Source organism: Micromonospora sp. MH33 (assembly GCF_003013775.1).
Classification (GTDB): Bacteria; Actinomycetota; Actinomycetes; order Mycobacteriales; family Micromonosporaceae; genus Micromonospora; species Micromonospora fulviviridis.
Window position 1 is genome coordinate 1 of sequence record NZ_MUYZ01000021.1, and the last position, 22160, is coordinate 22160.

The following is a 22160-nucleotide window of genomic DNA, read 5'->3' on the forward strand; positions in this document are numbered from 1 at the left end:
GCCGGCGGCGGCCGGGGTGCCGGCACGCCGGCGGCCCCGCACCCGGCCGTCCGGGCCGACCAGCGCGGCGAGGGTCTTCGTCCCGCCGATGTCGACGCCGACCCACGGGCCGGGGGCGGTCATCCCTTCAGGCCGGTGTGTGCGAGGCCCTCGACGAACTGCTTCTGGGCGACGACGAAGACCACCAGCACCGGCAGGGCGGTCATCGAGGCGGCGGCGAGCTGCACGTCCCACATCGGCCCGCCGTACGCGTCGACGAACTGGGTGAGCGCCTGCGGCAGGGTGAACTTCTCCGGGGAGGAGAGGAACACGATCGGCTCCAGGTAGAGGTTCCAGCTGTGCAGGAAGGTGAAGATGGCCACCGCGCCCAGGGCGGGCCGGGACAGCGGCAGGGCGATCTTCCAGAAGGTGGCGAACCGGCCCAGCCCGTCGACGCGGGCCGCCTCCTCCAGCTCGCCGGGGAGCGCGATGAAGAACTGCCGCATGATGAAGGTGGCCAGCACGCTCGGCGCGCCGAAGATCGGCACCAGGAGCAGCGGCCAGTGGGTGTCGATCAGGCCGAGCTTGAAGAACATCTGGAACAGCGGCACGATCGTCACCTCGCTCGGGATGAGCAGGCCGGCGAGGACCACCAGGAACAGCACGTTCTGCCCGCGGAACCGGATCCGGGCGAACGCGTACCCGGCCAGCGCGGACACGGCGAGCGTGCCGACCGTGACCACCAGGGCGATGTAGAGGCTGTTCAGGTACTGCCGGCCGAACGGCTGCAGCTCGAACACCCGGTGGTACGCCTCCAGCCGCGGGTTGCTCGGCCAGAGCTGCGGCGGGAAGGCGAAGATGTCCGCCACCGGCTTCAGCGACGAGGTGACCATCCACCAGGTCGGGAAGACGAACGGGACGGCGAGCACCAGCAGCACCCCGTAGAGCACCAGCTTGGCCCGGGGCGACAGGTCACGACTCATGGAAGACCCACCTCCTGCGCATCTGCCACTGCAGCACGGTGAGCGCCAGGACGATCGCGAACAGCACGATCGACAGGGTGGCGCCGTAGCCGAAGTGATGGAACTGGAACGCCTGCTGGTAGAGGTAGTAGACGAGCACGGTGGTGGAGGTGCCGGGCCCGCCCTGGGTGAGCACCGCGATCTGCGCGAAGACCTGCAACGAGCCGACCACCGTGATGATCGAGGTGAGCAGGATCGTGGGGCTGATCAGCGGCACGGTGATCCGCCAGAACTGGCGCAGCCGGCCGGCCCCGTCGACCTCGGCGGCCTCGTACAGCTCGGCGGGCACGCCCTGGAGCGCGGCCAGGAACAGCACCATGTTGAGGCCGACGTTCTTGAACACCTGCACGACGATCACGGACACCATCGCGGTGCCCTCGCCGCGCAGCCAGTTCGGCCCGTCCACGCCGAGCGTGTCGAGCAGGCCGTTGATCCCGCCGTTGTCCTGGAGCAGGAAGCCCCAGACGATGGTCCAGGCCACCAGGGAGACCACCACGGGGGAGAAGAACAGGGTGCGGAACAGGATCGTCCCGCGCAGTTTCTGGTTGAGCAGCACGGCGAGCAGCAACGCCAGCGCGAGGTTGCCCACCACCAGCCCGACCGAGAAGACCCCGGTGGCCCGCAGCACCGGCCCCAGGTTGGGATCGTCGGCGAGCGCGGTGTAGTTGTCCGCGCCGACGTAGTCGAACGTGCCGGCGAGCACGTTCCACTCGTGCAGGCTGTACCAGATCACCAGGATCAGCGGCAGGATCACGAAGACCGCGCTGCCGAGCAGTTGCGGGGCGACGAAGAGGTATCCGGTGAGCTGGTCCCGGCGCCGGGTGGTCCACCAGGGGCGCCGGGTCCGGCCCGGGGCGGGGCGGGTCTGCGCGACCCGCCCCACCCGGGTGTCCGTCCGGGACATGGTCACTTCGCCAGCAGCGGCTGGATCTTGGCGCAGACGCCGTCGAGCACGGCCTTGACGTCCGCGTTCGGCTGCCACAGCGGGTCCAGGCCGGCGCGGACCTGCTGGCTCAGCTCGGCCTGCCCGGCGTGGTTGGGCTTGACCACACCGTTGGTGATGCCGTCGATGACGACCTTCTGCAGCTGCTCCGGCTTGAGCTTCGGGTTCGTCTTGGCGAGCGTCTCGGCGGTCAGCTGCGACTGTCGGGGCGGCGGGAAGAACTGGGCGAGCTTCGCCGAGTTCGTGGGGTTGGTGAGGAAGGTCAGGAAGTCGGCCGCCTGCTTGGCGTGCGGGCTCTTCTTCAGCACCCCGAGGCCGGCCTGGCCGACCACCGCGTAGTCGCCCTTCGGTCCGGCCGGCAGCGGCACCAGGTCCCACCCGAAGCCGCCCTCCTTGAGCAGCGAGGCCCGGGAGATCTGGGTGATGGTCATGGCCGCGTCGCCGGCGAAGAAGTCGGCCGTGGTGCCCGGGCCGGGCAGCGCCTTGCCGGTGAAGATCGCCTTGTGGAGGGTGGTCATGGCGTCGACCATCTCCGGCGAGCCGAACCCGCAGGACTTCCCGTCCTCGGACCACGCCTGGGCGCCCCAGCCGGTCCAGAAGGTGGACAGGTTGTCCCAACCCTTGTAGTCGAAGTCCCGGATGACCAGCCCGGCCTTGCCGGACTTCCCGGCCGTCGCGGCGGCGGTGGCCAGGGCGTTGTCCCAGGTCCACTGCCCGGCCGCGATCAGCTCGGCCGGGGTCTTCTGCCCGGCCTTCTTGACCAGGTCGGTGTTGACGAACACCCCGAACGGCGAGGTCGAGAAGGGGTACGCGTAGAGCTTGCCGCCGTCCTGCCAGAGCTTGAGCGTGGCGGGGGAGAGGTCGTCGTACTGGTAGCCCTCGGCCTTCTTGAGCGTCTCGTCGAGCGGCAGCAGCGCCCCGGAGGCCACGAAGTCGGGCGCCGAGTTCTCGAAGATCCACGCCAGGTCGGGGGCGTTGCCGCCGGCGATCTGGGTGGTCAGCGTGGTGGTGTAGGTGTCGAACGGCAGCGGGTCGAACTTGATCTCCGCCACGTCCGGGTGGTTCTTGCGGTACTCGTCGGCGATCTCGTTGAACAGCTTGAGGTGGGCCTCGTTGGCCGACCAGACGGTCATCCGCAGCTTTGCCGGACCGCTGTCGGCGGCCTCGCCACCGCCGCCGCAGGCGGTCAGGGCGAGCGCGCCGGCCAGCGCAACGGCGACGCCGCGCAGGGCCTTTCCTGATCTCACAATCTTCTCCTCATCGGGGGTGTGTTCAGTAGCCCGCGATCCGCGGCCAGCGCTGTTCCACGCCGGCCGCGGTGAGGCGGTCCTGGAAGTCGGCCAGCAGACGGGGGGTGTTGCGGACCGCGCGCGGGGACTCGCCCCGCGCCAGACAGAAGTCGGCGAGCAGGCCGGCGACCTCGCCGACGTTCCACTCGACCGGGTGCAGCCGGTAGCTGCCGTTGGTGACGTGGGTGGTGCCGATGTTCTTGCCCGCCGGCAGCAGGTTCTCCATCCGCCGCGGGATCAGCGCGCCGAGCGGGATCTCGAACGGGCAGGAGCCGACGTCGATGTAGTTGTCGCCGCCGGTCGACGGGTGCAGGTCGATCCGGTACATGCCCACGCCCACCGCGTCCGGGTAGCTGACGGCGCCGTGGTCGCCCCGGACGGCCAGGGACAGGTCCTGCTCGACGACGGTGTACTCGGCCCGGATCCGGCGGGACTCGCGGATGTACGGGGCCTGGGCCAGGCCGTCGGCGCTGCCGGTCACGTCGCCGCGCAGCCGCAGCCCGGGGAAGCCGGTGCCGCCGTCCGGCCGGGGCGCCTCGGTCTGCAGCCAGTACAGCACCGAGTACGACAGCTCCCGCGCCTTGGCCAGGTGCCAGGAGGCGTTCGGCACGTCGATGACCGGTGCCTCGAAGTAGTCGATCATCGGCCAGTTGACCAGCGTGATGTCGCTGCCGTACGCGCCGTCGACGAAGTTGCGCCGGGCGGCGATGCGCCGGAACGTCCAGAGGTTGCCGTCGCCGGGGTTGACCCGCTGGTCGGCGTTGACGGCCAGCGGGTCGTCGTCGGGGTTCGGGGTGAAGCTGCGCTCGACGATCTCCAGCGTCCGCGGGTGCGGCGAGCGCCAGGACAGCATCCGGTCGCCCCAGAAGTCGGGCTTGTAGTCGCGCCAGAAGTCGTACCCGGCCGGGCGGTCGATGGTGTGGTCGCCGTCGACGTGGTCGATGGCGAAGCAGACGGAGACGGCCTGCATGTTCATCGGCTGGGCCTCGGCGGGCGCGCTCGGCTCGCCGGTCTCCTCCCGCGACTCGAACCCGGTCACGTACTCGGTGCCGGACAGCGGCAGCAGCTCACCGGTCTCGGTGGCGTCCAGCGTGTACGGCGCGGTGATCTCGATCCGCTGGTCGCCGTCGCGGTGCGCCACGGTGACCCCGACGACCCGGTCGCCGTCGGTCGCCACCGCCACCGGCCGGTACGGCTGGAGCACGGTCAGCAACCCGGCGCCCCGGTACGGCGCCAGCATCTCCTCGATCACCGCGACGGCCACCCGCGGCTCGTGGCAGAGGCGGCTCACCCAGCCGGCGCCCGGGTTGAGGTCCGTCCAGCGGCGGGAGCGCTCGGTCAGCGGGTAGTGCCGGCGGTAGTAGTCGCGAATCCCGGTGCGCAGCGCCCGGTAGCTGGCGGTGGCGCCGAACTGCTCGATCCACGAGTGCTCGTCCGGCGGTACCGCCTGGCTGGTGAGCTGCCCGCCCAGCCAGTCGAACTCCTCGGTCAGGACGACGGACCGGCCCGCGCGGGCGGCGGCGAGTGCCGCCGCGACGCCGCCGAGCCCGCCGCCCACAACGAGGACGTCCGCACGCATCTGTGCCACTTGCTTCCTTCCAGTTGGCGGTCGCCGCTCAGCGGCGCTCGACCGCCGGATCGGGGGTGCCGAGGGTCTCGCCCTCGACGGGTTCGCAGGGGAGAAGTCGCTGCGGCAGGCCGGTGGCGCTGCCGTCGATCACGCCGGCCAGCACCTCGACCGCCTGCCGGCCCATCTCCTCGCGGGGGATGTGGAAGCCGCTGAAGGTGATCTCGGTGGGCACCGGCGTGGTGGGGTCGCCGAGGGTGAGCACCGACAGGTCGCCGGGCACGCTCAGCCCGCGCCGCCGGGCGGCCAGGTCCAGCGCGACCGCGGTGGCGTAGTCCTCGGCGAAGACGGCGGTGGCCCGGTCGTCGAGCAGTTCGTCGAGGATCCCCTCGACCTCGCGTCCGGCCGCGCTGAGCTGCCGGGCGCTCTCCGCGTCCGCCGCGTGTTGGACGAAGCCCCGGCGGCGGTCCTCGGAGGACTCCGCGGTCGAGCCCAACCCCAGGTAGGCCAGCCGGCGGTGGCCGTGGGCGAGGGCCCGCTCGACCGCCTCCCCGACGGCGCTGGCGTAGTCGGCACCGACGTAGGGGACCGGGCCGCCCGCGTCGTCGCGGCGCCCGACCGCCACGTACGGGTAGCCGTCGCGGTTGAGCCGGTGCAGTTCCGCGGCGTCGATCTCGCGACCGAGCAGGATGCAGCCGTCCGCCAGCCGGAGCCGGTTGTCCTGGTGGAAGATCCGCCGCCGGCCGTCGACCACCGGCGCGCTGGTGAACAGCAGCAGGTCGCAGCCGGCACGTTCGGCGTACTCCTCGATGCCGACCAGGAACGGGTGGAAGAAGTCGCGGCTGCCGCTCGGGAAGGCCGGTTCGTAGGTGAAGACGCCGATGATCCGGTTGAACCGAGCGGCCAGGCGGCGGGCCACCGGGTCGGCGGCGTAGCCGGTCTCCGCGATCACCCGCAGCACCCGGTCGCGGGTCCCGGGCGCGATGCGCACGTCCGCGTCGGCCCGCTTGTTGAGCACCAGGGAGACGGTCGCCTGGCTGACACCGGCCAGCCGCGCGATGTCACGCTGTGTGAGGCGCTTGGGGGTCGAGGTCACGGGGGCCTTCCCGGTCGGGTTAATGCGTATTAACGAACGGCGTCGGGAGGAAGCCTCGCGGTCCGGGGAGTGCGGTGTCAAGACCTGGCCGGAACATTTCCGGGGGATGAACTCCCTGAACTAATGCGGATTAGCGATGACCAGCGGGAAGTCGGCAAGGCCGCCGTGCGCGGCGACCGGATGCGCGGAGGGCGGTCTTGACAGCTGCCGCCCGGGGAGGGCAGCATCCGAAAGGAATTAAGGCTAATACGTATTATCAGGGTCGATCGGCGCCCCCGCGTCGACGATCATCGCGCCGCTCCTCCGCCGACCGTCACCGTGCGTGCCTACGGTCGGCGTCGCTCCACCGTGGACACCCCCACCGCCGTCAAGGACAGGAAGGCCGACATGCCGACTGCACCCGGTTCGTCCCGCCGCCGCGCCGCCGTGGCCGCGGCCGGCGCGGGCCTGCTCGTCGCCGCGCTCGGCGGCGCCGCACCCGCCGCCGCCGAGCCGACGTTCGAGTTCCCGCACTTCAGCTACGCCGGTACGGCGTTCGACAAGAGCGCCCTCGCCTACAACCCGACGAACGAGTTCATCTTCCCCAGCGTGATCCGGGCCGCCGACTACTTCGCACACCCGCTCGGCACGTACTACCTCTACTACGCCCCGCACGAGCGGCCCGGCGGCATCGCCCTGGCGTACGCCGACTCGATCGACGGCCCGTGGACCGAGTACCGGGCCAACCCGCTGGTCAGCAACAACTGGCCGCCGTACTACTCCGCGGTCAGCCACATCTCGTCGCCGCACGCGATCTGGGTCGAGGGGGAGCGGAAGCTCTTCCTCTACTTCCACGGCGAGAACTCGATCACCCGGTACGCCACCTCCACCGACGGCATCCACTTCGACTACGGCGGCACGGCGGTCAGCCGGGACGCCACCACCGGCGGCGAGACTTCGTACGCCCGGGTGTTCGAGCAGTCGGTGCCCCGCCTGGGCAGCCGGTACCTGATGCTGTTCATGGACAACCCCACGGCCGCGGCGCCCGGCCCGACCGGCCCGGTCTCCCGGCGGATCCGCTGGGCGGTCTCGCCGGACGCGCGCACCTGGACCATCCAGCCCGACCCGATCGTCACCCCGCAGGGCAATGAGGGCCCGAACGCCTCCGGACCGTTCTTCCTCCGCTGGCAGGGACGCAACCTGGTGATCTTCCACGCCACCGACGGCAACATGCACGCCGTGGACGTCGGCGAGGACTTCGACCGGGAGGTGCACCTCGGGACCGTGCACGACTCGCTCGACGTGGCGCCGGACCTGGGCCGCTCGGCCGCCCCGACCTTCTACTTCGACGGCCGGACCGCGCACATGTACTACGAGGCCGGGGGCCGGCTGACCGCGACGATCGGGCACGCCGTGGCCACCCTGCCCGAGCCGGTGCCCACCCGCCCGCTGGACTGCGCGGTGGACCGGCCGGTGCTGTGGCCGCCCGACCACCGGATGGTGGACATCGCCGTGTCGGTGGACCTGCCCGACGGGGTGCTCGGGCCGCACGCCCTGACCCTGGCCGAGGTGACCGGCGGCGACGGCGCCGACATCGAGGGCTTCGTCGCCGGCGCGCCGGGCACCACCGGCCGGCTCCGCGCGGAACGGCCCGGCGACGGCGGGGACCGCGTCTACACCCTGCGGTACGCGGGCCACGACGAGATCGGCCGGCCGGTCGGCTGCACGGTGACCGTCACCGTGCCGCACGACCAGCGAGCGGGCTGACCGTGACGACGGCCGCCGCCCCCCACGCGGGGGTCGGCGGCCGTCGTGGTCCGGACTCAGCGCAGGCCGGCGGCCGCGAGCAGGTTGCCCTCGGGCAGGACGGGCCGGGACCGGCCGAGGGCCATCCGCTGCTCGGCCCGCTCCGCGGTGAACGCGGCGTCCTGGGCGATGGCGGCGGCGTACGCGGCGGCGGTGCGGGACGCGATGGCTGACCAGCCGTACCGCTCGTGGACCATGGCGCGGGCGCGCCGGGCGAGCAGCCGGGCGGTGTCCCGGTCGGCGAGCAGCGCGTGCACCGCCTCGGAGAGCCCGTCCGGGTCCTGCGGGGCGAAGGTCAACCCGGTGACGCCCGGCTCGACGATCTCGGCCAGCCCGCCGGTGCGGGACACCGCGAGCGGCGCGCCGGCGGCGGCCCCCTCCAGGGCCACCATCCCGAACGGCTCGTAGATGCTCGGCACCGCGAAGCAGTCGGAGGCGGCCATCACGGCGGGCAGCTCGGTGCCGCCCAGGAAGCCCGGCATGCTCACGGTGGCGCCCAGCCCGAGCCGGTGCACCTCGGCCTCCAGGGTCGCCCGGTAGGGCCCGTCGCCGACGATCACCGCGCGCAGCCCGGGGTGCCGGTCGCGCAGCCGGGGCAGCCCGGCCAGCAGGTGCTGCACACCCTTCTCGTAGACCAGCCGGCCCGCGAAGGTGACCAGCGGGCCGTCCCCGGCGAACCGGGCCCGGGCGGCGGCGACCGCCGAGCCGGGCACCCGCCAGCGGTGCGGCTCCACCCCGTTGGGGACCACGTCGACGCGGGCCGGGTCCACCCCGAACAGCGCGCCCACCTCGTCGCGCATGTAGCCGGAGCAGACGATCACCCGGCCGGACTCGGTGGCCAGCCAGTGCTCGACGCCGTGGATGGTGCGGTTCATCTCCTCAGGCAGCCAGCCCTGGTGCCGGCCCGCCTCGGTGGCGTGGATGGTGCTGACCAGCGGGACGTCCAGGTGCTCGCGCAGCGTCATCGCGGTGTGCGCCACCAGCCAGTCGTGGGCGTGGATGACGTCGTACGCGCCGGACTCGGCGGCGCGCAGGGCGGCCCGGGTGAGGGTGTGGTTGAACGCCATGGTCCAGGCCAGCAGCGAGCCGGTGGCCAGCGGGAAGGTGACCGGATCCTCGGCGGCGCGGACGATCCGCACGCCGTCGGCGTACTCCTCCAGCGGCGCGCCCTCGGCGTGCCGGGTGACGACGGTGACCTCGTGGCCGGCGGCGGCGAGGGCGACGGAGAGCGCGTGCACGTGGCGACCGAGGCCACCGACGAGCACCGGCGGGTACTCCCACGACAGCATGAGGATGCGCCGCGCCCGGGGCGGCACGCCGGGCTGCGGTGGGATGGTCGGGCGGGAGGTGAGGGTGGGCCGGTGGGTCCGGTCCGTCGCGGTGGCGGGCTGCGCGCCGACCCGCAGGGTGGTCACATCGATCTCCGTCCAAGCGTGCTGGTACGCGCCGCCGTCACTGGCGGCGTGGGGCGCGTGGTGGGGACGGCCGAACGGCCGGGCGGGACCGCGCGCGGGCACGCGCGTCCGGGATCCAGGAAAAGCCATCCGGCGCGAACCCGCATCCCGAAAAGGGCGATCGTGACGGATGACACCCGAAGGTCCAGCCGGCCTCAGGTGGGTGGATTTCGGTTACGGTCCGAACGGGTGGATTGGCGGAGCGTGGGGCGGGGCATTAGCGGCGTGCGCACCGGCGGCCCGCCCGTCCGGTGCGCTCATGATCATGGCGAAGGAGCGACATGCAGGTCTGGCCGGGCGAGAGCTACCCCCTCGGCGCCACCTACGACGGGATGGGCACCAACTTCGCGATCTTCTCCGAGGTGGCGGACAAGATCGAGCTCTGCCTGTTCGACGAGTGGGACACCGGCGCCGAGCTCCGGGTCGAGCTGCGCGAGGTCGACGCGTACGTCTGGCACGCCTACCTGCCGGGCATCGAACCCGGCCAGCGCTACGGCTACCGGGTGCACGGGCCGTGGGACCCGGCCAACGGGCTCCGGTGCAACCCGCACAAGCTGCTCCTGGACCCGTACGCCAAGGCCGTCGACGGGGAGGTCAGCTGGGACCCGGCCGTCTACGACTACGAGGTGGGCGGCGACCCGGACCGGCGCAACGACTCCGACTCGGCGCCGTTCATGCCGAAGTCGGTCGTGGTGAACCCGTACTTCGACTGGGGCAACGACCGGCCGCCGCGCACGCCCTACCACCATTCCGTGATCTACGAGGCGCACGTGCGCGGGCTGACCATGCGCCACCCGGACATCCCGGAGGAGCTGCGCGGCACGTACGCGGCGATCGCCTCACCCGTGATGATCGACTACTTCAAGCGGCTCGGGGTGACCGCGGTCGAGCTGATGCCGGTGCACGAGTTCGTGCACGACCACCGCCTGGCCGACCTGGGGCTGCGCAACTACTGGGGCTACAACACCATCGGCTTCTTCGCCCCGCACCACGGCTACTCGGCGCTGGGCCGGCTCGGCCAGCAGGTGCAGGAGTTCCGCGGCATGGTCAAGGCGCTGCACGCCGCCGGCATCGAGGTCATCCTCGACGTGGTCTACAACCACACCGCCGAGGGCAACCACCTCGGGCCGTCGCTGAGCTTCAAGGGCATCGACACCCCGAGCTACTACCGGCTCTCGCAGGAGGATCGCCGCTACTTCGTCGACTACACCGGCACCGGCAACAGCCTCAACGTGCGCAGCCCGCACTCGCTCCAGCTGATCATGGATTCGCTGCGCTACTGGGTCACCGAGATGCACGTCGACGGCTTCCGCTTCGACCTGGCGGCCACCCTGGCCCGGGAGTTCTACGAGGTGGACCGCCTCTCCACCTTCTTCGAGGTGGTGCAGCAGGACCCGGTGGTCGGCCGGGTCAAGCTGATCGCCGAGCCGTGGGACGTCGGCCCCGGCGGCTACCAGGTCGGCAACTTCCCGCCCCAGTGGACCGAGTGGAACGGCAAGTACCGGGACACCGTGCGGGACTTCTGGCGCGGCGAGCCGGCCACGCTGGCCGAGTTCGCCTCCCGGATCTCCGGCTCCGCCGACCTCTACCAGGACGACGGGCGCCGCCCGTTCCACAGCATCAACTTCGTCACCTGCCACGACGGGTTCACCCTCAACGACCTGGTCTCCTACAACGACAAGCACAACGAGGCCAACGGCGAGGAGAACCGGGACGGGGAGAGCCACAACCGCTCCTGGAACTGCGGCGTCGAGGGGGAGACCGACGACCCGGGCGTGCTGGCCCTGCGCGCCCGCCAGCGGCGCAACTTCCTGGCCACCCTGATCCTCTCCCAGGGCGTGCCGATGCTCGGCCACGGCGACGAGCTGGGCCGCACCCAGCGCGGCAACAACAACGCCTACTGCCAGGACAGCGAGCTGGCCTGGGTCGACTGGGAGCGGGCCGACGAGGAAATGGTCGCGTTCGTCCAGCGACTCACCGAGTTCCGGATGCGGCACCGGGTGTTCCAGCGGCGCCGCTTCTTCACCGGGCTGCCGGTCGGCGGCCGGGCCGCCGGCACCGCCCTGCCCGACCTGGCCTGGTACACCCCGGACGGCCGGGAGATGACCGGCGAGGACTGGGGCAACGACTTCGGCCGCTCGGTGGCCCTGTTCGTCAACGGCGAGGGCATCCCGGAACGCGGCCAGTACGGCCAGCGCCACCGGGACGACTCCTTCCTGCTGCTGTTCAACGCGCACGACGCGCCGCTGGACTTCACCCTGCCGCCGGCCGAGTTCGGGCAGCGGTGGGAGCTGGTCATCAGCACCGCGGACCCGGATCCGGAGAAGACCCCGGTGGTCGAGGCGGGCGGGAGCGTCTGCGTCCCCGACCGCTCGCTGCTGGTCCTGGAGAGGACGGCCTGACCCATGCCCGACACCCCCCACCCCCACGACACGACGGCGACGACGACGCGGGTGGGGTCGACCTACCGTGTCCAGGTCCGCCCCGGCTTCGACCTCGACGCCACCGCCGGCCTCGCCGGCTACCTGGCCGACCTGGGCGTCACCCACCTCTACAGCGCGCCCCTGCTCACCGCCACCCCCGGCTCCCAGCACGGCTACGACGTGGTCGACCACCGCGCGGTCAACCCGGAACTCGGCGGCGAGGGCGGCCGGCAGCGGCTGGTCCGGGCGCTGCGCGCGACCGGGCTCGGCCTGGTCGTGGACATCGTGCCCAACCACGCCGGGGTGGCCCGGCCGGCGGCCAACCCGGCCTGGTGGGACGTGCTGCGCCGGGGCCGGGCCTCGGCGTACGCGGACTGGTTCGACATCGACTGGGACCGCGGCCGGCTGCTGCTGCCGGTCCTCGCCGACACCTCCGATGCCCTGGACGACCTAAAGGTGGTCGACGGCGAGCTGCGCTACCACGAGCACCGCTTCCCGATCGCCGACGGCACCGGGGACGGTGCCCCGCGCGAGGTGCACGACCGGCAGCACTACGAGCTGGTCAACTGGCGGCGTGGCGACACCGAGCTGACGTACCGCCGGTTCTTCGCCGTCTCCGACCTGGCCGGACTCCGGGTGGAGGACCCGGAGGTCTTCCGCGCCACCCACGCGGAGATCCTGCGCTGGGCCGCCGCCGGCGACCTCGACGGCATCCGGGTCGACCACCCGGACGGGCTCCGCGACCCCGCCGGCTACCTGGCCCGGCTGCGCGCCGCCGCGCCCGGTGCCTGGCTGGTGGTGGAGAAGATCCTGGAGTACGGCGAGGAGCTGCCGGACTGGCCGGTCGACGGCACCACCGGCTACGACGCCCTGCCCGCGGCCGGCGGGCTCTTCGTCGACCCGGAGGCCGAGGCGGACTTCACCGCGCTGGACGGCCGGCTCACCGGCCGGCACACCTCCTGGGCGGACCTCACCCACGACACCAAGCTGGCGGCGGCCACCCGGCTGCTCGCCGCCGAGCTGAGCCGGCTCGCCGCGCTCGTCCCCGAACTGCCCGCCGAGCAGGTCCGGGCGGCCCTCGCCGAGCTGGCCGCCTGCTTCCCGGTCTACCGCGGCTACCCGCCGGAGGGCGCCCGGCACCTGGCCGCCGCCCGCGCCGAGGCCGGCCGCCGCCGCCCCGACCTGACCGCCGTGCTGGACGCGGTCACCGCCCGGCTCCGCGACCCGCACCATGAGCTGGCCGCCCGCTTCCCGCAGCTCTCCGGCGCGGTGATGGCCAAGGGGGTGGAGGACACCGCCTACTACCGGTGGAGCCGGTTCGTCGCGCTCAACGAGGTGGGCGGCAGCCCGGCCCACTTCGGCGTGCCGCCGGCCGAGTTCCACCGCTTCGCCGCCGCCCGGCAGGTGCGCTGGCCGGCCAGCATGACCTCGCTCTCCACCCACGACACCAAGCGCGGCGAGGACGTCCGGGCCCGGCTCGCGGTCCTGTCCGAGCTGCCCGGACGCTGGGCCGAGCGGGTGGCCGACTGGATGTCCCGGGCGCCGCTGGCCGACCCGGCGCTGGCCCACCTGCTCTGGCAGACCGCCGTCGGAGCCTGGCCGATCGAGCGGGAGCGGCTGCACGCGTACGCGGAGAAGGCCGCCCGGGAGGCGTCGGTGTCGACCAGCTGGGCCGACCCCGACCCGGCGTTCGAGCACGAGTTGCACGCCCTGGTCGACCGGATGTACGACGACCCGGAGCTGCACGCCCAGCTCACCGCGTTCGCCGACGAGATCACCCCGGCCGGCCGGTCCAACTCGCTCGGGCAGAAGCTGGTCCAGCTCGCCATGCCGGGCGTGCCGGACACCTACCAGGGCACCGAGCTGTGGGAGAACTCGCTGGTCGATCCGGACAACCGCCGCCCGGTCGACTTCGCCGTACGCCGGGAACTGCTGGCCCGGCTCGACACCGGCTGGCGGCCCGCGGTGGCCGCCGACGGTGCGGCCAAGCTGCTCGTGGTCTCCCGCACCCTGCGGCTGCGGCGGGACCACCCGGAGCTGTTCACCGGCTACCGGCCGGTGCCCGCGCACGGCCCGGCCGGCGCGCACGCGGTGGCCTTCGACCGGGGCGGCGCGATCGCGGTGGCCACCCGGCTGCCGCTGCGGCTGGCCCGTGCCGGCGGCTGGGGCGACACGACGCTGGCGATTTCCGGCAACAGTGTTACGGACCTGTTCACCGGTCGGGTCTACAGTGGGTCTGAGCTGCTGATGCACGATCTGCTGAGCACCTATCCCGTCGCCCTCCTCGCTCCCACCGACTCCGTGGAGGCAGCCGCATGACCGAGTTCACGGTGTGGGCGCCCGAAGCCGCCCGGGTCCGGCTGCGCCTGCCCGGCGTCGCCGACCACGACATGCGTCCCGCGCCGGAGGGCTGGTGGCGGGTCGAGGTGCCCGGCGCCGGACCGGGCACCGACTACGCGTTCCTCCTCGACGACGACGAGCGGGCGCTGCCCGACCCGCGGTCGGCCTGGCAGCCGCAGGGCGTGCACGGGCCGAGCCGGCGCTACGACCACGCCGCGTTCGGCTGGACCGACCAGGGCTGGACCGGGCGGCAGCTGCCCGGCAGCGTCCTCTACGAGCTGCACATCGGCACCTTCACCCCGGAGGGCACCTTCGACGCGGCGATCGGCCGCCTCGACCACCTGGTCGACCTCGGCGTCGACCTGATCGAGCTGCTCCCGGTCAACGCCTTCAACGGCGAGCACAACTGGGGCTACGACGGGGTCTGCTGGTACGCGCCGCACGAGCCGTACGGCGGGCCGGACGGGCTCAAACGCTTCGTCGACGCGGCGCACGCCAGAGGGCTGGGGGTGATCCTCGACGTCGTCTACAACCATTTCGGGCCCTCCGGGGCCTACGCGCCGCGCTTCGCGCCGTACCTGACCGAGCAGAGCAACACCTGGGGCCGCACCGTCAACCTGGACGGGCCGCACTCCGACGGGGTGCGCCGCTACATCGTCGACAGCGTGCTCATGTGGCTGCGCGACTACCACGTCGACGGGTTGCGGCTGGACGCCGTGCACGCCATGCCCGACTCCCGGGCCACCCACCTCCTGGAGGAGGTCGCGGCCGAGGTGGAGACGCTCTCCACCCACCTGGGCCGGCCGCTGTCGCTGATCGCCGAGAGCGACCTCAACGACCCGAAGCTGATCACCCCGCGGGAGGCCGGCGGGTACGGGCTGCACGCCCAGTGGAACGACGACGCGCACCACGCGCTGCACACCCTGCTCACCGGGGAACGGCAGGGCTACTACGGCGACTTCGGCTCCCTCGAATGCCTCACCGACGTGCTGACCGGCGCGTTCTTCCACGCCGGCACCTGGTCCAGCTTCCGCAACCGCAGCCACGGCCGGCCGGTCGACCGGCAGCGCACGCCGGGGCACCGGTTCGTGGCGTACCTGCAGAACCACGACCAGATCGGCAACCGGGCCACCGGCGACCGGATCTCCGCCACGCTCTCCGCCGGGCTGCTGCGCGTCGGCGCCACCCTGCTGATGACCGCGCCCTTCACCCCCATGCTGTTCATGGGGGAGGAATGGGCCGCCAGCACCCCCTGGCAGTTCTTCACCAGCCACCCCGAGCCGGAGCTGGCCACCGCCGTGGCGACCGGGCGCCGGCGGGAGTTCGCCGCGCACGGCTGGCCGCCGGGCGACGTGCCCGACCCGCAGGACCCGCAGACCTTCGTCCGGTCCCGGCTCGACTGGGCCGAGCTGGACAAGCCCGAGCACCGGGAGATGTACGACTTCTACCGGCGGCTCATCGCGCTGCGCAAGCACCGTCCCGACCTCTCCGACCCGCGGCTCAGCCACGTCGAGGTACGTCACGGCGACCAGTTCCTGCTGATGCGGCGGGGCGGCTGCCTGGTGGTGGCGAACCTGGCCGGCAAGGCGCAGCGGATCAACCTGCCCGGTGTGGTGCGCCGGGTGCTGCTCGCCACCTCGGAAGGGGTAACCGTCATGCGGGACGGGGTCGAACTGCCGGCGGAGTCGGCCGCGATCGTCGCGCTCTGAGGAGCGTAGGACAATCCTCGGAGAAATCTCGGCGCGCGTGTCGGATCGGGGCGGCGGCGTTCGTAGCAGGGGTGACAGGCGGCCCGACGGGGCGGCCACCCGGCGACAGGAGATGATCCCCATGGCGCAGTACCTGATGTCCGTGCTCACCGACACGGCCGACCTCGCCACCGAGGCGGAGATGGCCGCGATCGACGTCTTCAACGAGCGGCTCCGGGCCGACGGCCACTGGGTCTTCGCTGGCGGCCTCGCGTCGCCCGGCACGGCCACCGTCGTCGACGGCCGGGACGGGGATCCGGTGTTCACCGACGGGCCCTACGTGGAGTCGAAGGAGCACGTCATCGGCTTCTGGATCATCGAGGCGCCCCACCTCGACGTGGCGCTCCGGCTCGCCGCCCTGGGATCGAAGCACTGCAACCGGAGGGTCGAGCTCCGGCCGTTCCTGGGTTGATGACCGACGTCGACGAGGTGATCACCCGGGTCCACCGCGAGGAGTGGGCCCGGGTGGTCGCGACCCTGGCCCGGCGCTTCGGCGACCTCGACATCGCCGAGGAGATGACCGCCGAGGCGTTCGCGACCGCCGTCGAGCGCTGGCCGGTCGAGGGCATCCCGCCGAGTCCCGGCGCGTGGCTCACCACCACCGCCCACCGCAGGGCCATCGACCGGCTCCGGCGTGAGGCCAGGCGCGAGGAGAAGCACAAGGAGGCGCTGATGCTGTCCGACACCCCTGAGCCGCTCGGCGCCATCGACGACGACCGGCTCCGCCTCGTCTTCACCTGCTGCCACCCCGCTCTCGCCATGGAGGTACGCATCGCGCTGACCCTCCGGATGGTCGGCGGGCTCACCGTGCCCGAGATCGCCCACGCGTTCCTGGTCCAGGAGACCGCCATGGGGCGGCGGATCACCCGCGCGAAGGCGAAGATCAAGGCAGCGAGGATCCCCTTCGGCGTGCCGTTGCGTGAGGACCTCCCGGCCCGGCTCACCGGGGTGCTCGCCGTTCTCTACCTGATCTTCAATGAGGGCTACCTGGCCTCGGGCCCCGGGACGGAGGCGGTCCGCGGCGACCTGACCGCCGAGGCGATCCGGCTGACCCGGCTGGTCCGGGGCCTGATTCCGGCGGACGGCGAGGTTGCCGGCCTCCTGGCGCTGATGCTCCTGACCGAGGCCCGCCGGGCGGCGCGGGTGTCGGCGAGCGGTGAACTCGTGACCCTGGCGGAGCAGGACCGCGGCGCCTGGGACCGCGAGCTGATCGCCGAGGGCCACGCCCTGGTCCGCGCGCGCCTCGCCTCCGGCCAGGCGCCCGGGCGTTACCAGATCCTCGCGGCGATCAACGCCGTCCACACCGACGCCCGCGACGTGCGGGACACCGACTGGTCTCAGGTCGTCGCGCTCTACGACCAACTGGTCCGCCTCGACCCCTCCCCGATCGTGCGGCTCAACCGGGCGATCGCGGTCGCCGAGCTCGACGGCCCGGAGGTCGCCCTCGCGGAGGTGGACGGTCTGCCGCTGGACAGCTACCACGCCTTCCACGCCACCCGCGCCGCCCTGCTGCGCCGGCTGGGCCGGAGCGCGGAGTCGCGGGCGGCGTACGACCGGGCCGTCGGCCTGGCCGGCAACACCGCCGAGACGGCGTACCTCATCCGCCGCCGCGACCAGCTGGCCGGCCCGTCGACCGTGTCGCCGTGACGCGGGACCGGCCTGACCGGGCGCCGGTCCCGCACCGCCCGGTCAGGCCCAGGGGGCCGTCGGGTACCAGGGAATGATCTCGCGGCGGGCGAGCAGCCGGACGTCCCAGTAGAGGAACGTGAAGGCGCCGGCGACCAGGAACGCGACAGCGGTCAGCACCGCGAGGCGGCTCGGCCGGGCCGCGAACCAGCGTTGCAGTCGGGAGCCGGCGAACCAGGCCAGCAGCAGGAACAGCACCGCCATGATGACGATGTTGCCGATCGACTGGAGGGTGAACGCCGCCGCGCCGTAGAGCGGGTTGCCGCTCTCGGCGGCGTCGCGGAACATCTGGCGGAACAGGGCGAAGGGCCGTCCGATCAGGAAACCGGCGATCAGCGCGCCCATGAAGACCATCGGCGCGTTCGGGTGGCGCGGCGCGATCCGCGCGAACGGGTCCGGCACCACGCCGAGCGATGCCAGCCCGAGATAGACCATGACCAGCCCGATCACTCCGAACACCGCCATCGACTGGATGCTGCGCGGCGACAGCCCGCCGGGAGTGGTCGGCGCGGTGGAGAACTGCGGCATCGACGTGCCGACGAGACCGACCACGGCGCCGTACGCCGCCGACACCGTCACCATGCCCACCGCCATCCAGCCGAGCGGCCGCAGCGGCGCGGCGAACCGGCTCCACCGGCCGCCGGTGCTCCCGGTCAGCGGGGCGAGGGCGCCGAACGCGGCGATGTTGCACGCGGTGAAGGTGCCGGCGATGCCGGAGACGAAGGCGAACAGCACGCCTGCGGCGATCCCCTGGATCGGCGTCTCCTTCGCGTCGTGGCCGAGCAGGGTGTTGGCGACGTTGTCACCGACGGTCTGGTCCACGAACTCGGCCGACCAGACGACGGTCAGCAGGAACCCGCCGAGGACGGCCAGCAGGGCGACGAGGCCGCGCCGCCGGGGGAAGTGACCGTTCACGAAGGTGGAGGTGCCGACCCGCACGGGGGTGCGGGTGAGCCGGATCTGATCGTCGGGGTGCCGTGGGGGTCGGTGGGTCTGCGTCACGGAGCGCTCCTCGCGGTCGGGGACGGAACCGGACGCGACGCCGACGCCGGTGACGACGACGGTGGAACCAACCGACGGTCGGGAGCACCGGCCACGGCGCCGCCGGGCATCGGCCCGTGCGGGTCAATGCCCGGTCCCATCCTCGGGGCGGACCACCGGCCTGGCTTCCTCCCCCGTGCGGAATCCGGGGGCGCCCGGGGCGGCGGAGCGGGCCACGGGCGGCTAGCGTGCCGGCACCTGGCGCGACGGCTGGCTCTACAGCCGGCTGCGCGACGGCCCGTCCCCGCTCTGATCGGGAACGGTCAGGGCAGCGGCCACTCGTGGACCGGGCGGTTGCTGTGCATCAGGTCGACGTAGTGGCGGACCACCTCGCGCAGCGCCTCCGGCCGGTCCAGGTGGTCGGCGGACTCCAGCCGGTGCAGCGTCTCCACCTGCCAGGTCGCGCCGTTGCGGCCGGTCAGGCAGCGCTGCTCGACGATGCCGAGCAGCCGGTCCCGCTCGGCCGGGTCGAGGCCCCACCGGTCCAGCCCGTGGTGGGCCAGCGGCAGCAGCCGGCGCAGCACCAGTTCGGTCACCGGCAGGTAGCCCAGCCCGGGCCAGAAGACCTGGGCGTCGATGCCGTGGCGGGCGCAGCTGGTGAAGTTCTCCTCGGCCGCGCTGAACGACATCTGCGACCAGAGCGGCCGGTCGGATTCCGCGAGGGCGCGGACCAGGCCGAAGTAGAAGGCGCCGTTGACCACGGTGTCCAGCACGGTCGGCCCGGCGGGCAGCACCCGGTTCTCCACCCGCAGGTGCGGGCGCCCCTTCAGCACGTCGTAGACCGGGCGGTTCCACCGGTAGACCGTGCCGTTGTGCAGCCGCAGCTCGGCGAGCCTGGGCACGCCGCCGGCGGCCAGGGTCTCCGCCGGGTCCTCCGGGTCGCAGACCGGCAGCAGCGCCGGGAAGTAGCGCACGTTCTCCTCGAACAGGTCGAACACGCTGGTGATCCAGCGTTCGCCGAACCAGACCCGGGGGCGTACCCCCTGGGCCTTGATCTCCTCGGCGCGGGTGTCGGTGGCCTGCTGGAACAGCGGCACCCGGGTCTCCCGCCACAACTCCCGGCCGAACAACAGCGGCGAGTTGGCGCCGAGCGCGACCTGGACGCCGGCGATCGCCTGGGCGGCGTTCCAGTAGTCGGCGAACTGGGCCGGGCTGACCTGCAGGTGGAACTGGGTGCTGGTGCAGGCGGCCTCGGGGGTGATGGTGTCCGCGGTGGTGGCCAGCCGCTCCACCCCGCTGATCGAGATCCGCAGGTCCTCGCCGCGCGCGGCGAAGATCTGCTCGTTGAGCAGGGCGTAGCGGGGGTTGGCCGACAGCGTGGCGGCGGTCAGGTGCTCCGGGCGCAGGGTCGGCAGGATGCCGATCATCACCATGTGCGCGCCGACCGCGCGGGCCTTCTCCTCGGCGGCGTTGAGGCTGGCCCGGACATGCTCCTCGAACTGCGCCGTGCCGGTGCCGGTGAGCCGGCGCGGCGCGACGTTGATCTCCACGTTGAACTGGCCCAGCTCGGTCTGGAAGCTCGGATCGGCGATCGCCTCCAGCACGTCCGCGTTGCGCATGGCCGGCTGGGACTCGTCGTCGACCAGGTTCAGCTCGATCTCCAGCCCGGTCATCGGCCGCTCCACGTCGAAGCGGGACTCGCGCAACATCTCGGCGAACACGTCCAGGCAGCGCCGCACCTTGTCGCGGTAGCGGGCCCGGTCCTCCCGGCTGAAGGTGCGCACGCCGACGTCCTCGCCCATGGTCACCACCCTGTCACCGTTGGTCCCCCTAACCTCGCACGTCGCGGCGGGGCGGGGAAAGACCCGAGAGACCCATTACTACCCAGCTCTCGCGCCGGTGATCCCCGTCGCGTCCGGCTTGTGGCCGGTCCGTCCGTCCGGTGCGGGTGGCTACCATGGCCGGATGCGCGAGACGACCATCCGGCTGTTCGTGGCGGCGGCGATCGCCGAGGCCTGCTCCTGGGCCGCCCTGCTGGCCGGCATGGCCGTCAAGTACGGGCCGCCGCGCAACGAGATCGGCGTGCACGTCTTCGGCCCGGTCCACGGCGCGCTCTTCGTGGCGTACGGGCTGCTCGTGCTCGTGGTGGCCCGGCAGCGGCGCTGGTCGCTGTGGCACACCGCGATCGCGCTGGCGTGCGCCGTGCCGCCGTTCGCCACGGTGCTCTTCGAACGCTGGGCCCGCCGCCGCGGCCCCCTCGCCACCCCGGTCCCCACCGACCGCCGGCTCACTCCGGTCGGCTGAGCGGCGCGGCCCACCCGGCCAGGAAGTCGCCGAGCAGGGCGGCCAGCTCCGCCGGGGCCTCCTCGGCCATGTGGTGGCCGGACGGGACCGAGGCCGCCCGCACGTCGTCGGCCCAGTCCCGCCAGATCGCCGCCGGGTCGCCGTACAGGTCGACCATGTCGTCCCGCTCGGACCAGGCGAACAGCACCGGACAGCCGATCCGCCGGCCGGCGGCCCGGTCCGCGTCGTCCGCCGCCCGGTCCGGGCCGAGACCGGCCCGGTAGTCCTCGCACATCGCGTGCACCGTGGCCGGGTCGTGGATGGCCCGGCGGTAGTCGGCGTACGCCTCCGCGCCCATCGCCTCCGGGGAGCCGCCGTACCAGGCGTCCGGGTCGGCGTTGATCACTTCCTCGGCCGGCTTGGCGAGCTGGCCGAGGAAGAACCAGTGCCACCAGCGGGCCGCGAACCGAGCGTCGCAGCGCGCCAGGGCCTCACCGATCGGCACCCCGTCCAGCACGCCGAGTCGGGTCACCCGGTCCGGGTGGTCCAGTGCGGTCCGCATGGCCACGTACGAGCCCCGGTCGTGGCCCACGACCGCCGCCCGGGGGTGGCCGAGCGCGTCCAGCAGCGCCACCACGTCGCGGGCCATCGCCCGCTTCGAGTAGGCCGTGTGCGCCGGGTCGCTCGGCGGCTTCGACGAACCACCGTATCCGCGCAGGTCCGGGCAGATCACGGTGTGCCGGGCGGCGAGCAGCGGCGCGACCCGGTGCCAGGTGGCGTGGGTCCGCGGATGCCCGTGCAGCAGCACCACCGGCGGCCCGGAGCCGCCGTGCCGGACCCGCAGCCGGACCGGGCCGAGGTCGATCTCCGACAGGGTGAATCCGGGGAACATGAGCGAGCCGGGTGCCCCGCTGGCGGCGGCGGAAACCTCAGCCGAGCGCCGAGCCGGCGGCGATGCCCGCGACCAGCAGCACGCCGAGCACCGCCTGGAGCAGCAGCGCCGGCCCCAGGTGCGACCAGACCGTCGCGGTACGCGGGGTCAGCAGCTGGCCGGTGGTCAGGTTGACGATCCGCTCGATCCGGGGCGGCAGGTCGGCGTCGCGCTGCGGGCGCAGGGTGAGCTGCACGTGGTCGCCGGGATGCAGGGCGCTCTGCGGCAGGTGACCGTGCAGCTCCACCTCCACCAGCCGGTTGGCGGCGTCGCGTACCCGCACCGGGGTGACCAGGAACTCGGGCCCCTGCTTCAGCTCCTTGAAGCTGCGCCGGGCGCCGCCGCCGCCGCTGCTGAGCAGGGCGCGCACCACCCGCAGCAGCAGGCCCACCACACCCGCCGCGGTCAGCACCGCGACCAGCACCGGCTGCCCCACCCGCACCTCGCGGGCATAGCCGTCCAGGAGGCGGACCAGCCGGCCGGTGACGATCCGTTCCGTCGGGTGGACGGCGCGGCGAATGTGCAGCTCCGTGTCCATGTTCACCACCGAGAGTCCCGTCGCGTTCACTCATCGTATCGATTCTCCGAGTTGAACGACGTGAATGAACGCCGGTCACGCGACCCGGTCCACAA

General features: G+C 72.8%; 17 protein-coding genes. 7 read left to right on the top strand and 10 right to left on the bottom strand.

The window, feature by feature from the left end; translation table 11 throughout:
* Positions 1–119: 119 nt before the first annotated feature.
* The 5 genes from B0E53_RS06035 to B0E53_RS06055 are packed head-to-tail and all read right to left on the bottom strand — an operon-like array spanning position 120 to position 5896.
* Complete coding sequence (locus B0E53_RS06035) at positions 120–962, bottom strand: carbohydrate ABC transporter permease (protein ID WP_107075076.1); 843 nt, start codon at positions 960–962, stop codon at positions 120–122.
* Positions 952–1905 (bottom strand): sugar ABC transporter permease, encoded by a 954-nt coding sequence (locus B0E53_RS06040; protein WP_107075077.1) that lies wholly within the window; start codon positions 1903–1905, stop codon positions 952–954. Before B0E53_RS06040 ends, B0E53_RS06035 begins: the two co-directional genes overlap by 11 nt.
* 2 nt (positions 1906–1907) lie before the next feature.
* Entirely contained in the window at positions 1908–3191 is a 1284-nt protein-coding gene (locus B0E53_RS06045; protein WP_107075078.1) for a sugar ABC transporter substrate-binding protein, read from the bottom strand.
* Positions 3192–3216: 25 nt separating this feature from the next.
* On the bottom strand, positions 3217–4812 hold the full coding sequence (locus B0E53_RS06050; RefSeq protein ID WP_107075079.1) for an FAD-dependent oxidoreductase: 1596 nt from the start codon (positions 4810–4812) through the stop codon (positions 3217–3219).
* 37 nt (positions 4813–4849) lie between these two features.
* The gene (locus B0E53_RS06055) at positions 4850–5896 is read right to left on the bottom strand and encodes a LacI family DNA-binding transcriptional regulator (protein ID WP_107075080.1); all 1047 of its coding nucleotides are present in this window, start codon (positions 5894–5896) and stop codon (positions 4850–4852) included.
* 387 nt (positions 5897–6283) lie between these two features.
* Here B0E53_RS06055 and B0E53_RS06060 point away from each other — a divergent pair, with 387 nt between their 5' ends.
* Positions 6284–7642 (top strand): hypothetical protein, encoded by a 1359-nt coding sequence (locus tag B0E53_RS06060; RefSeq protein ID WP_210405951.1) that lies wholly within the window; start codon positions 6284–6286, stop codon positions 7640–7642.
* Positions 7643–7698: 56 nt separating this feature from the next.
* Here the strand turns inward: B0E53_RS06060 and B0E53_RS06065 are convergent, their stop codons facing one another.
* Positions 7699–9096 (bottom strand): glycosyltransferase family 4 protein, encoded by a 1398-nt coding sequence (locus B0E53_RS06065; RefSeq protein ID WP_107075081.1) that lies wholly within the window; start codon positions 9094–9096, stop codon positions 7699–7701.
* Positions 9097–9416: 320 nt separating this feature from the next.
* Here B0E53_RS06065 and glgX point away from each other — a divergent pair, with 320 nt between their 5' ends.
* From glgX to B0E53_RS06090, 5 genes are all read left to right on the top strand, one after another.
* Complete coding sequence (glgX, locus tag B0E53_RS06070) at positions 9417–11537, top strand: glycogen debranching protein GlgX (protein ID WP_107075082.1); 2121 nt, start codon at positions 9417–9419, stop codon at positions 11535–11537.
* Positions 11538–11540: 3 nt separating this feature from the next.
* Positions 11541–13877 carry a malto-oligosyltrehalose synthase gene (gene treY / locus B0E53_RS06075; protein ID WP_107075083.1) on the top strand — a complete coding sequence of 779 codons (2337 nt, stop codon included), beginning with the start codon at positions 11541–11543 and terminating at the stop codon, positions 13875–13877.
* Positions 13874–15607, top strand: a complete 1734-nt coding sequence (treZ, locus tag B0E53_RS06080; protein ID WP_107075084.1) for a malto-oligosyltrehalose trehalohydrolase — start codon at positions 13874–13876, stop codon at positions 15605–15607. Before treY ends, treZ begins: the two co-directional genes overlap by 4 nt.
* Positions 15608–15728: 121 nt before the next feature.
* Entirely contained in the window at positions 15729–16058 is a 330-nt protein-coding gene (locus tag B0E53_RS06085) for a YciI family protein (RefSeq protein ID WP_107075085.1), read from the top strand.
* A complete protein-coding gene (locus B0E53_RS06090) occupies positions 16058–17293 on the top strand; it encodes an RNA polymerase sigma factor (RefSeq protein ID WP_107075086.1) in 1236 nt (411 codons plus the stop codon). The genes B0E53_RS06085 and B0E53_RS06090 overlap by 1 nt, the downstream gene beginning before the upstream one ends.
* Positions 17294–17335: 42 nt before the next feature.
* On the opposite strand, the gene B0E53_RS06095 is transcribed toward B0E53_RS06090, so the two are convergent.
* Both B0E53_RS06095 and B0E53_RS06100 read right to left on the bottom strand, forming a co-directional pair.
* Positions 17336–18334, bottom strand: a complete 999-nt coding sequence (locus B0E53_RS06095) for a hypothetical protein (protein WP_246835264.1) — start codon at positions 18332–18334, stop codon at positions 17336–17338.
* Positions 18335–18636: 302 nt separating this feature from the next.
* On the bottom strand, positions 18637–20115 hold the full coding sequence (locus B0E53_RS06100; protein WP_107075109.1) for a glutamate--cysteine ligase: 1479 nt from the start codon (positions 20113–20115) through the stop codon (positions 18637–18639).
* A gap of 163 nt (positions 20116–20278) precedes the next feature.
* Here B0E53_RS06100 and B0E53_RS06105 point away from each other — a divergent pair, with 163 nt between their 5' ends.
* Positions 20279–20617, top strand: a complete 339-nt coding sequence (locus B0E53_RS06105; RefSeq protein WP_107075087.1) for a DUF3817 domain-containing protein — start codon at positions 20279–20281, stop codon at positions 20615–20617.
* Here the strand turns inward: B0E53_RS06105 and B0E53_RS06110 are convergent.
* Entirely contained in the window at positions 20601–21488 is an 888-nt protein-coding gene (locus tag B0E53_RS06110) for an alpha/beta hydrolase (protein ID WP_107075088.1), read from the bottom strand. The two genes, B0E53_RS06105 and B0E53_RS06110, sit on opposite strands and share 17 nt — an antisense overlap.
* 37 nt (positions 21489–21525) lie before the next feature.
* Positions 21526–22074: a hypothetical protein gene (locus B0E53_RS06115; protein WP_210405955.1), complete on the bottom strand. Its 549-nt coding sequence runs from the start codon at positions 22072–22074 to the stop codon at positions 21526–21528.
* Between the last annotated feature and the right edge of the window lie 86 nt (positions 22075–22160).

Bases quoted from the DNA above. Each gene is read 5' to 3' on its own strand.
- B0E53_RS06110 (WP_107075088.1), bottom strand. From the start codon at position 21,488: ATGTTCCCCGGATTCACCCTGTCGGAGATCGACCTCGGCCCGGTCCGG.
- treZ (WP_107075084.1), top strand. From the start codon at position 13,874: ATGACCGAGTTCACGGTGTGGGCGCCCGAAGCCGCCCGGGTCCGGCTG.
- glgX (WP_107075082.1), top strand. From the start codon at position 9,417: ATGCAGGTCTGGCCGGGCGAGAGCTACCCCCTCGGCGCCACCTACGAC.
- B0E53_RS06085 (WP_107075085.1), top strand. From the start codon at position 15,729: ATGGCGCAGTACCTGATGTCCGTGCTCACCGACACGGCCGACCTCGCC.
- B0E53_RS06090 (WP_107075086.1), top strand. From the start codon at position 16,058: ATGACCGACGTCGACGAGGTGATCACCCGGGTCCACCGCGAGGAGTGG.
- B0E53_RS06060 (WP_210405951.1), top strand. From the start codon at position 6,284: ATGCCGACTGCACCCGGTTCGTCCCGCCGCCGCGCCGCCGTGGCCGCG.
- treY (WP_107075083.1), top strand. From the start codon at position 11,541: ATGCCCGACACCCCCCACCCCCACGACACGACGGCGACGACGACGCGG.
- B0E53_RS06040 (WP_107075077.1), bottom strand. From the start codon at position 1,905: ATGTCCCGGACGGACACCCGGGTGGGGCGGGTCGCGCAGACCCGCCCC.
- B0E53_RS06035 (WP_107075076.1), bottom strand. From the start codon at position 962: ATGAGTCGTGACCTGTCGCCCCGGGCCAAGCTGGTGCTCTACGGGGTG.
- B0E53_RS06100 (WP_107075109.1), bottom strand. From the start codon at position 20,115: ATGGGCGAGGACGTCGGCGTGCGCACCTTCAGCCGGGAGGACCGGGCC.
- B0E53_RS06105 (WP_107075087.1), top strand. From the start codon at position 20,279: ATGCGCGAGACGACCATCCGGCTGTTCGTGGCGGCGGCGATCGCCGAG.
- B0E53_RS06050 (WP_107075079.1), bottom strand. From the start codon at position 4,812: ATGCGTGCGGACGTCCTCGTTGTGGGCGGCGGGCTCGGCGGCGTCGCG.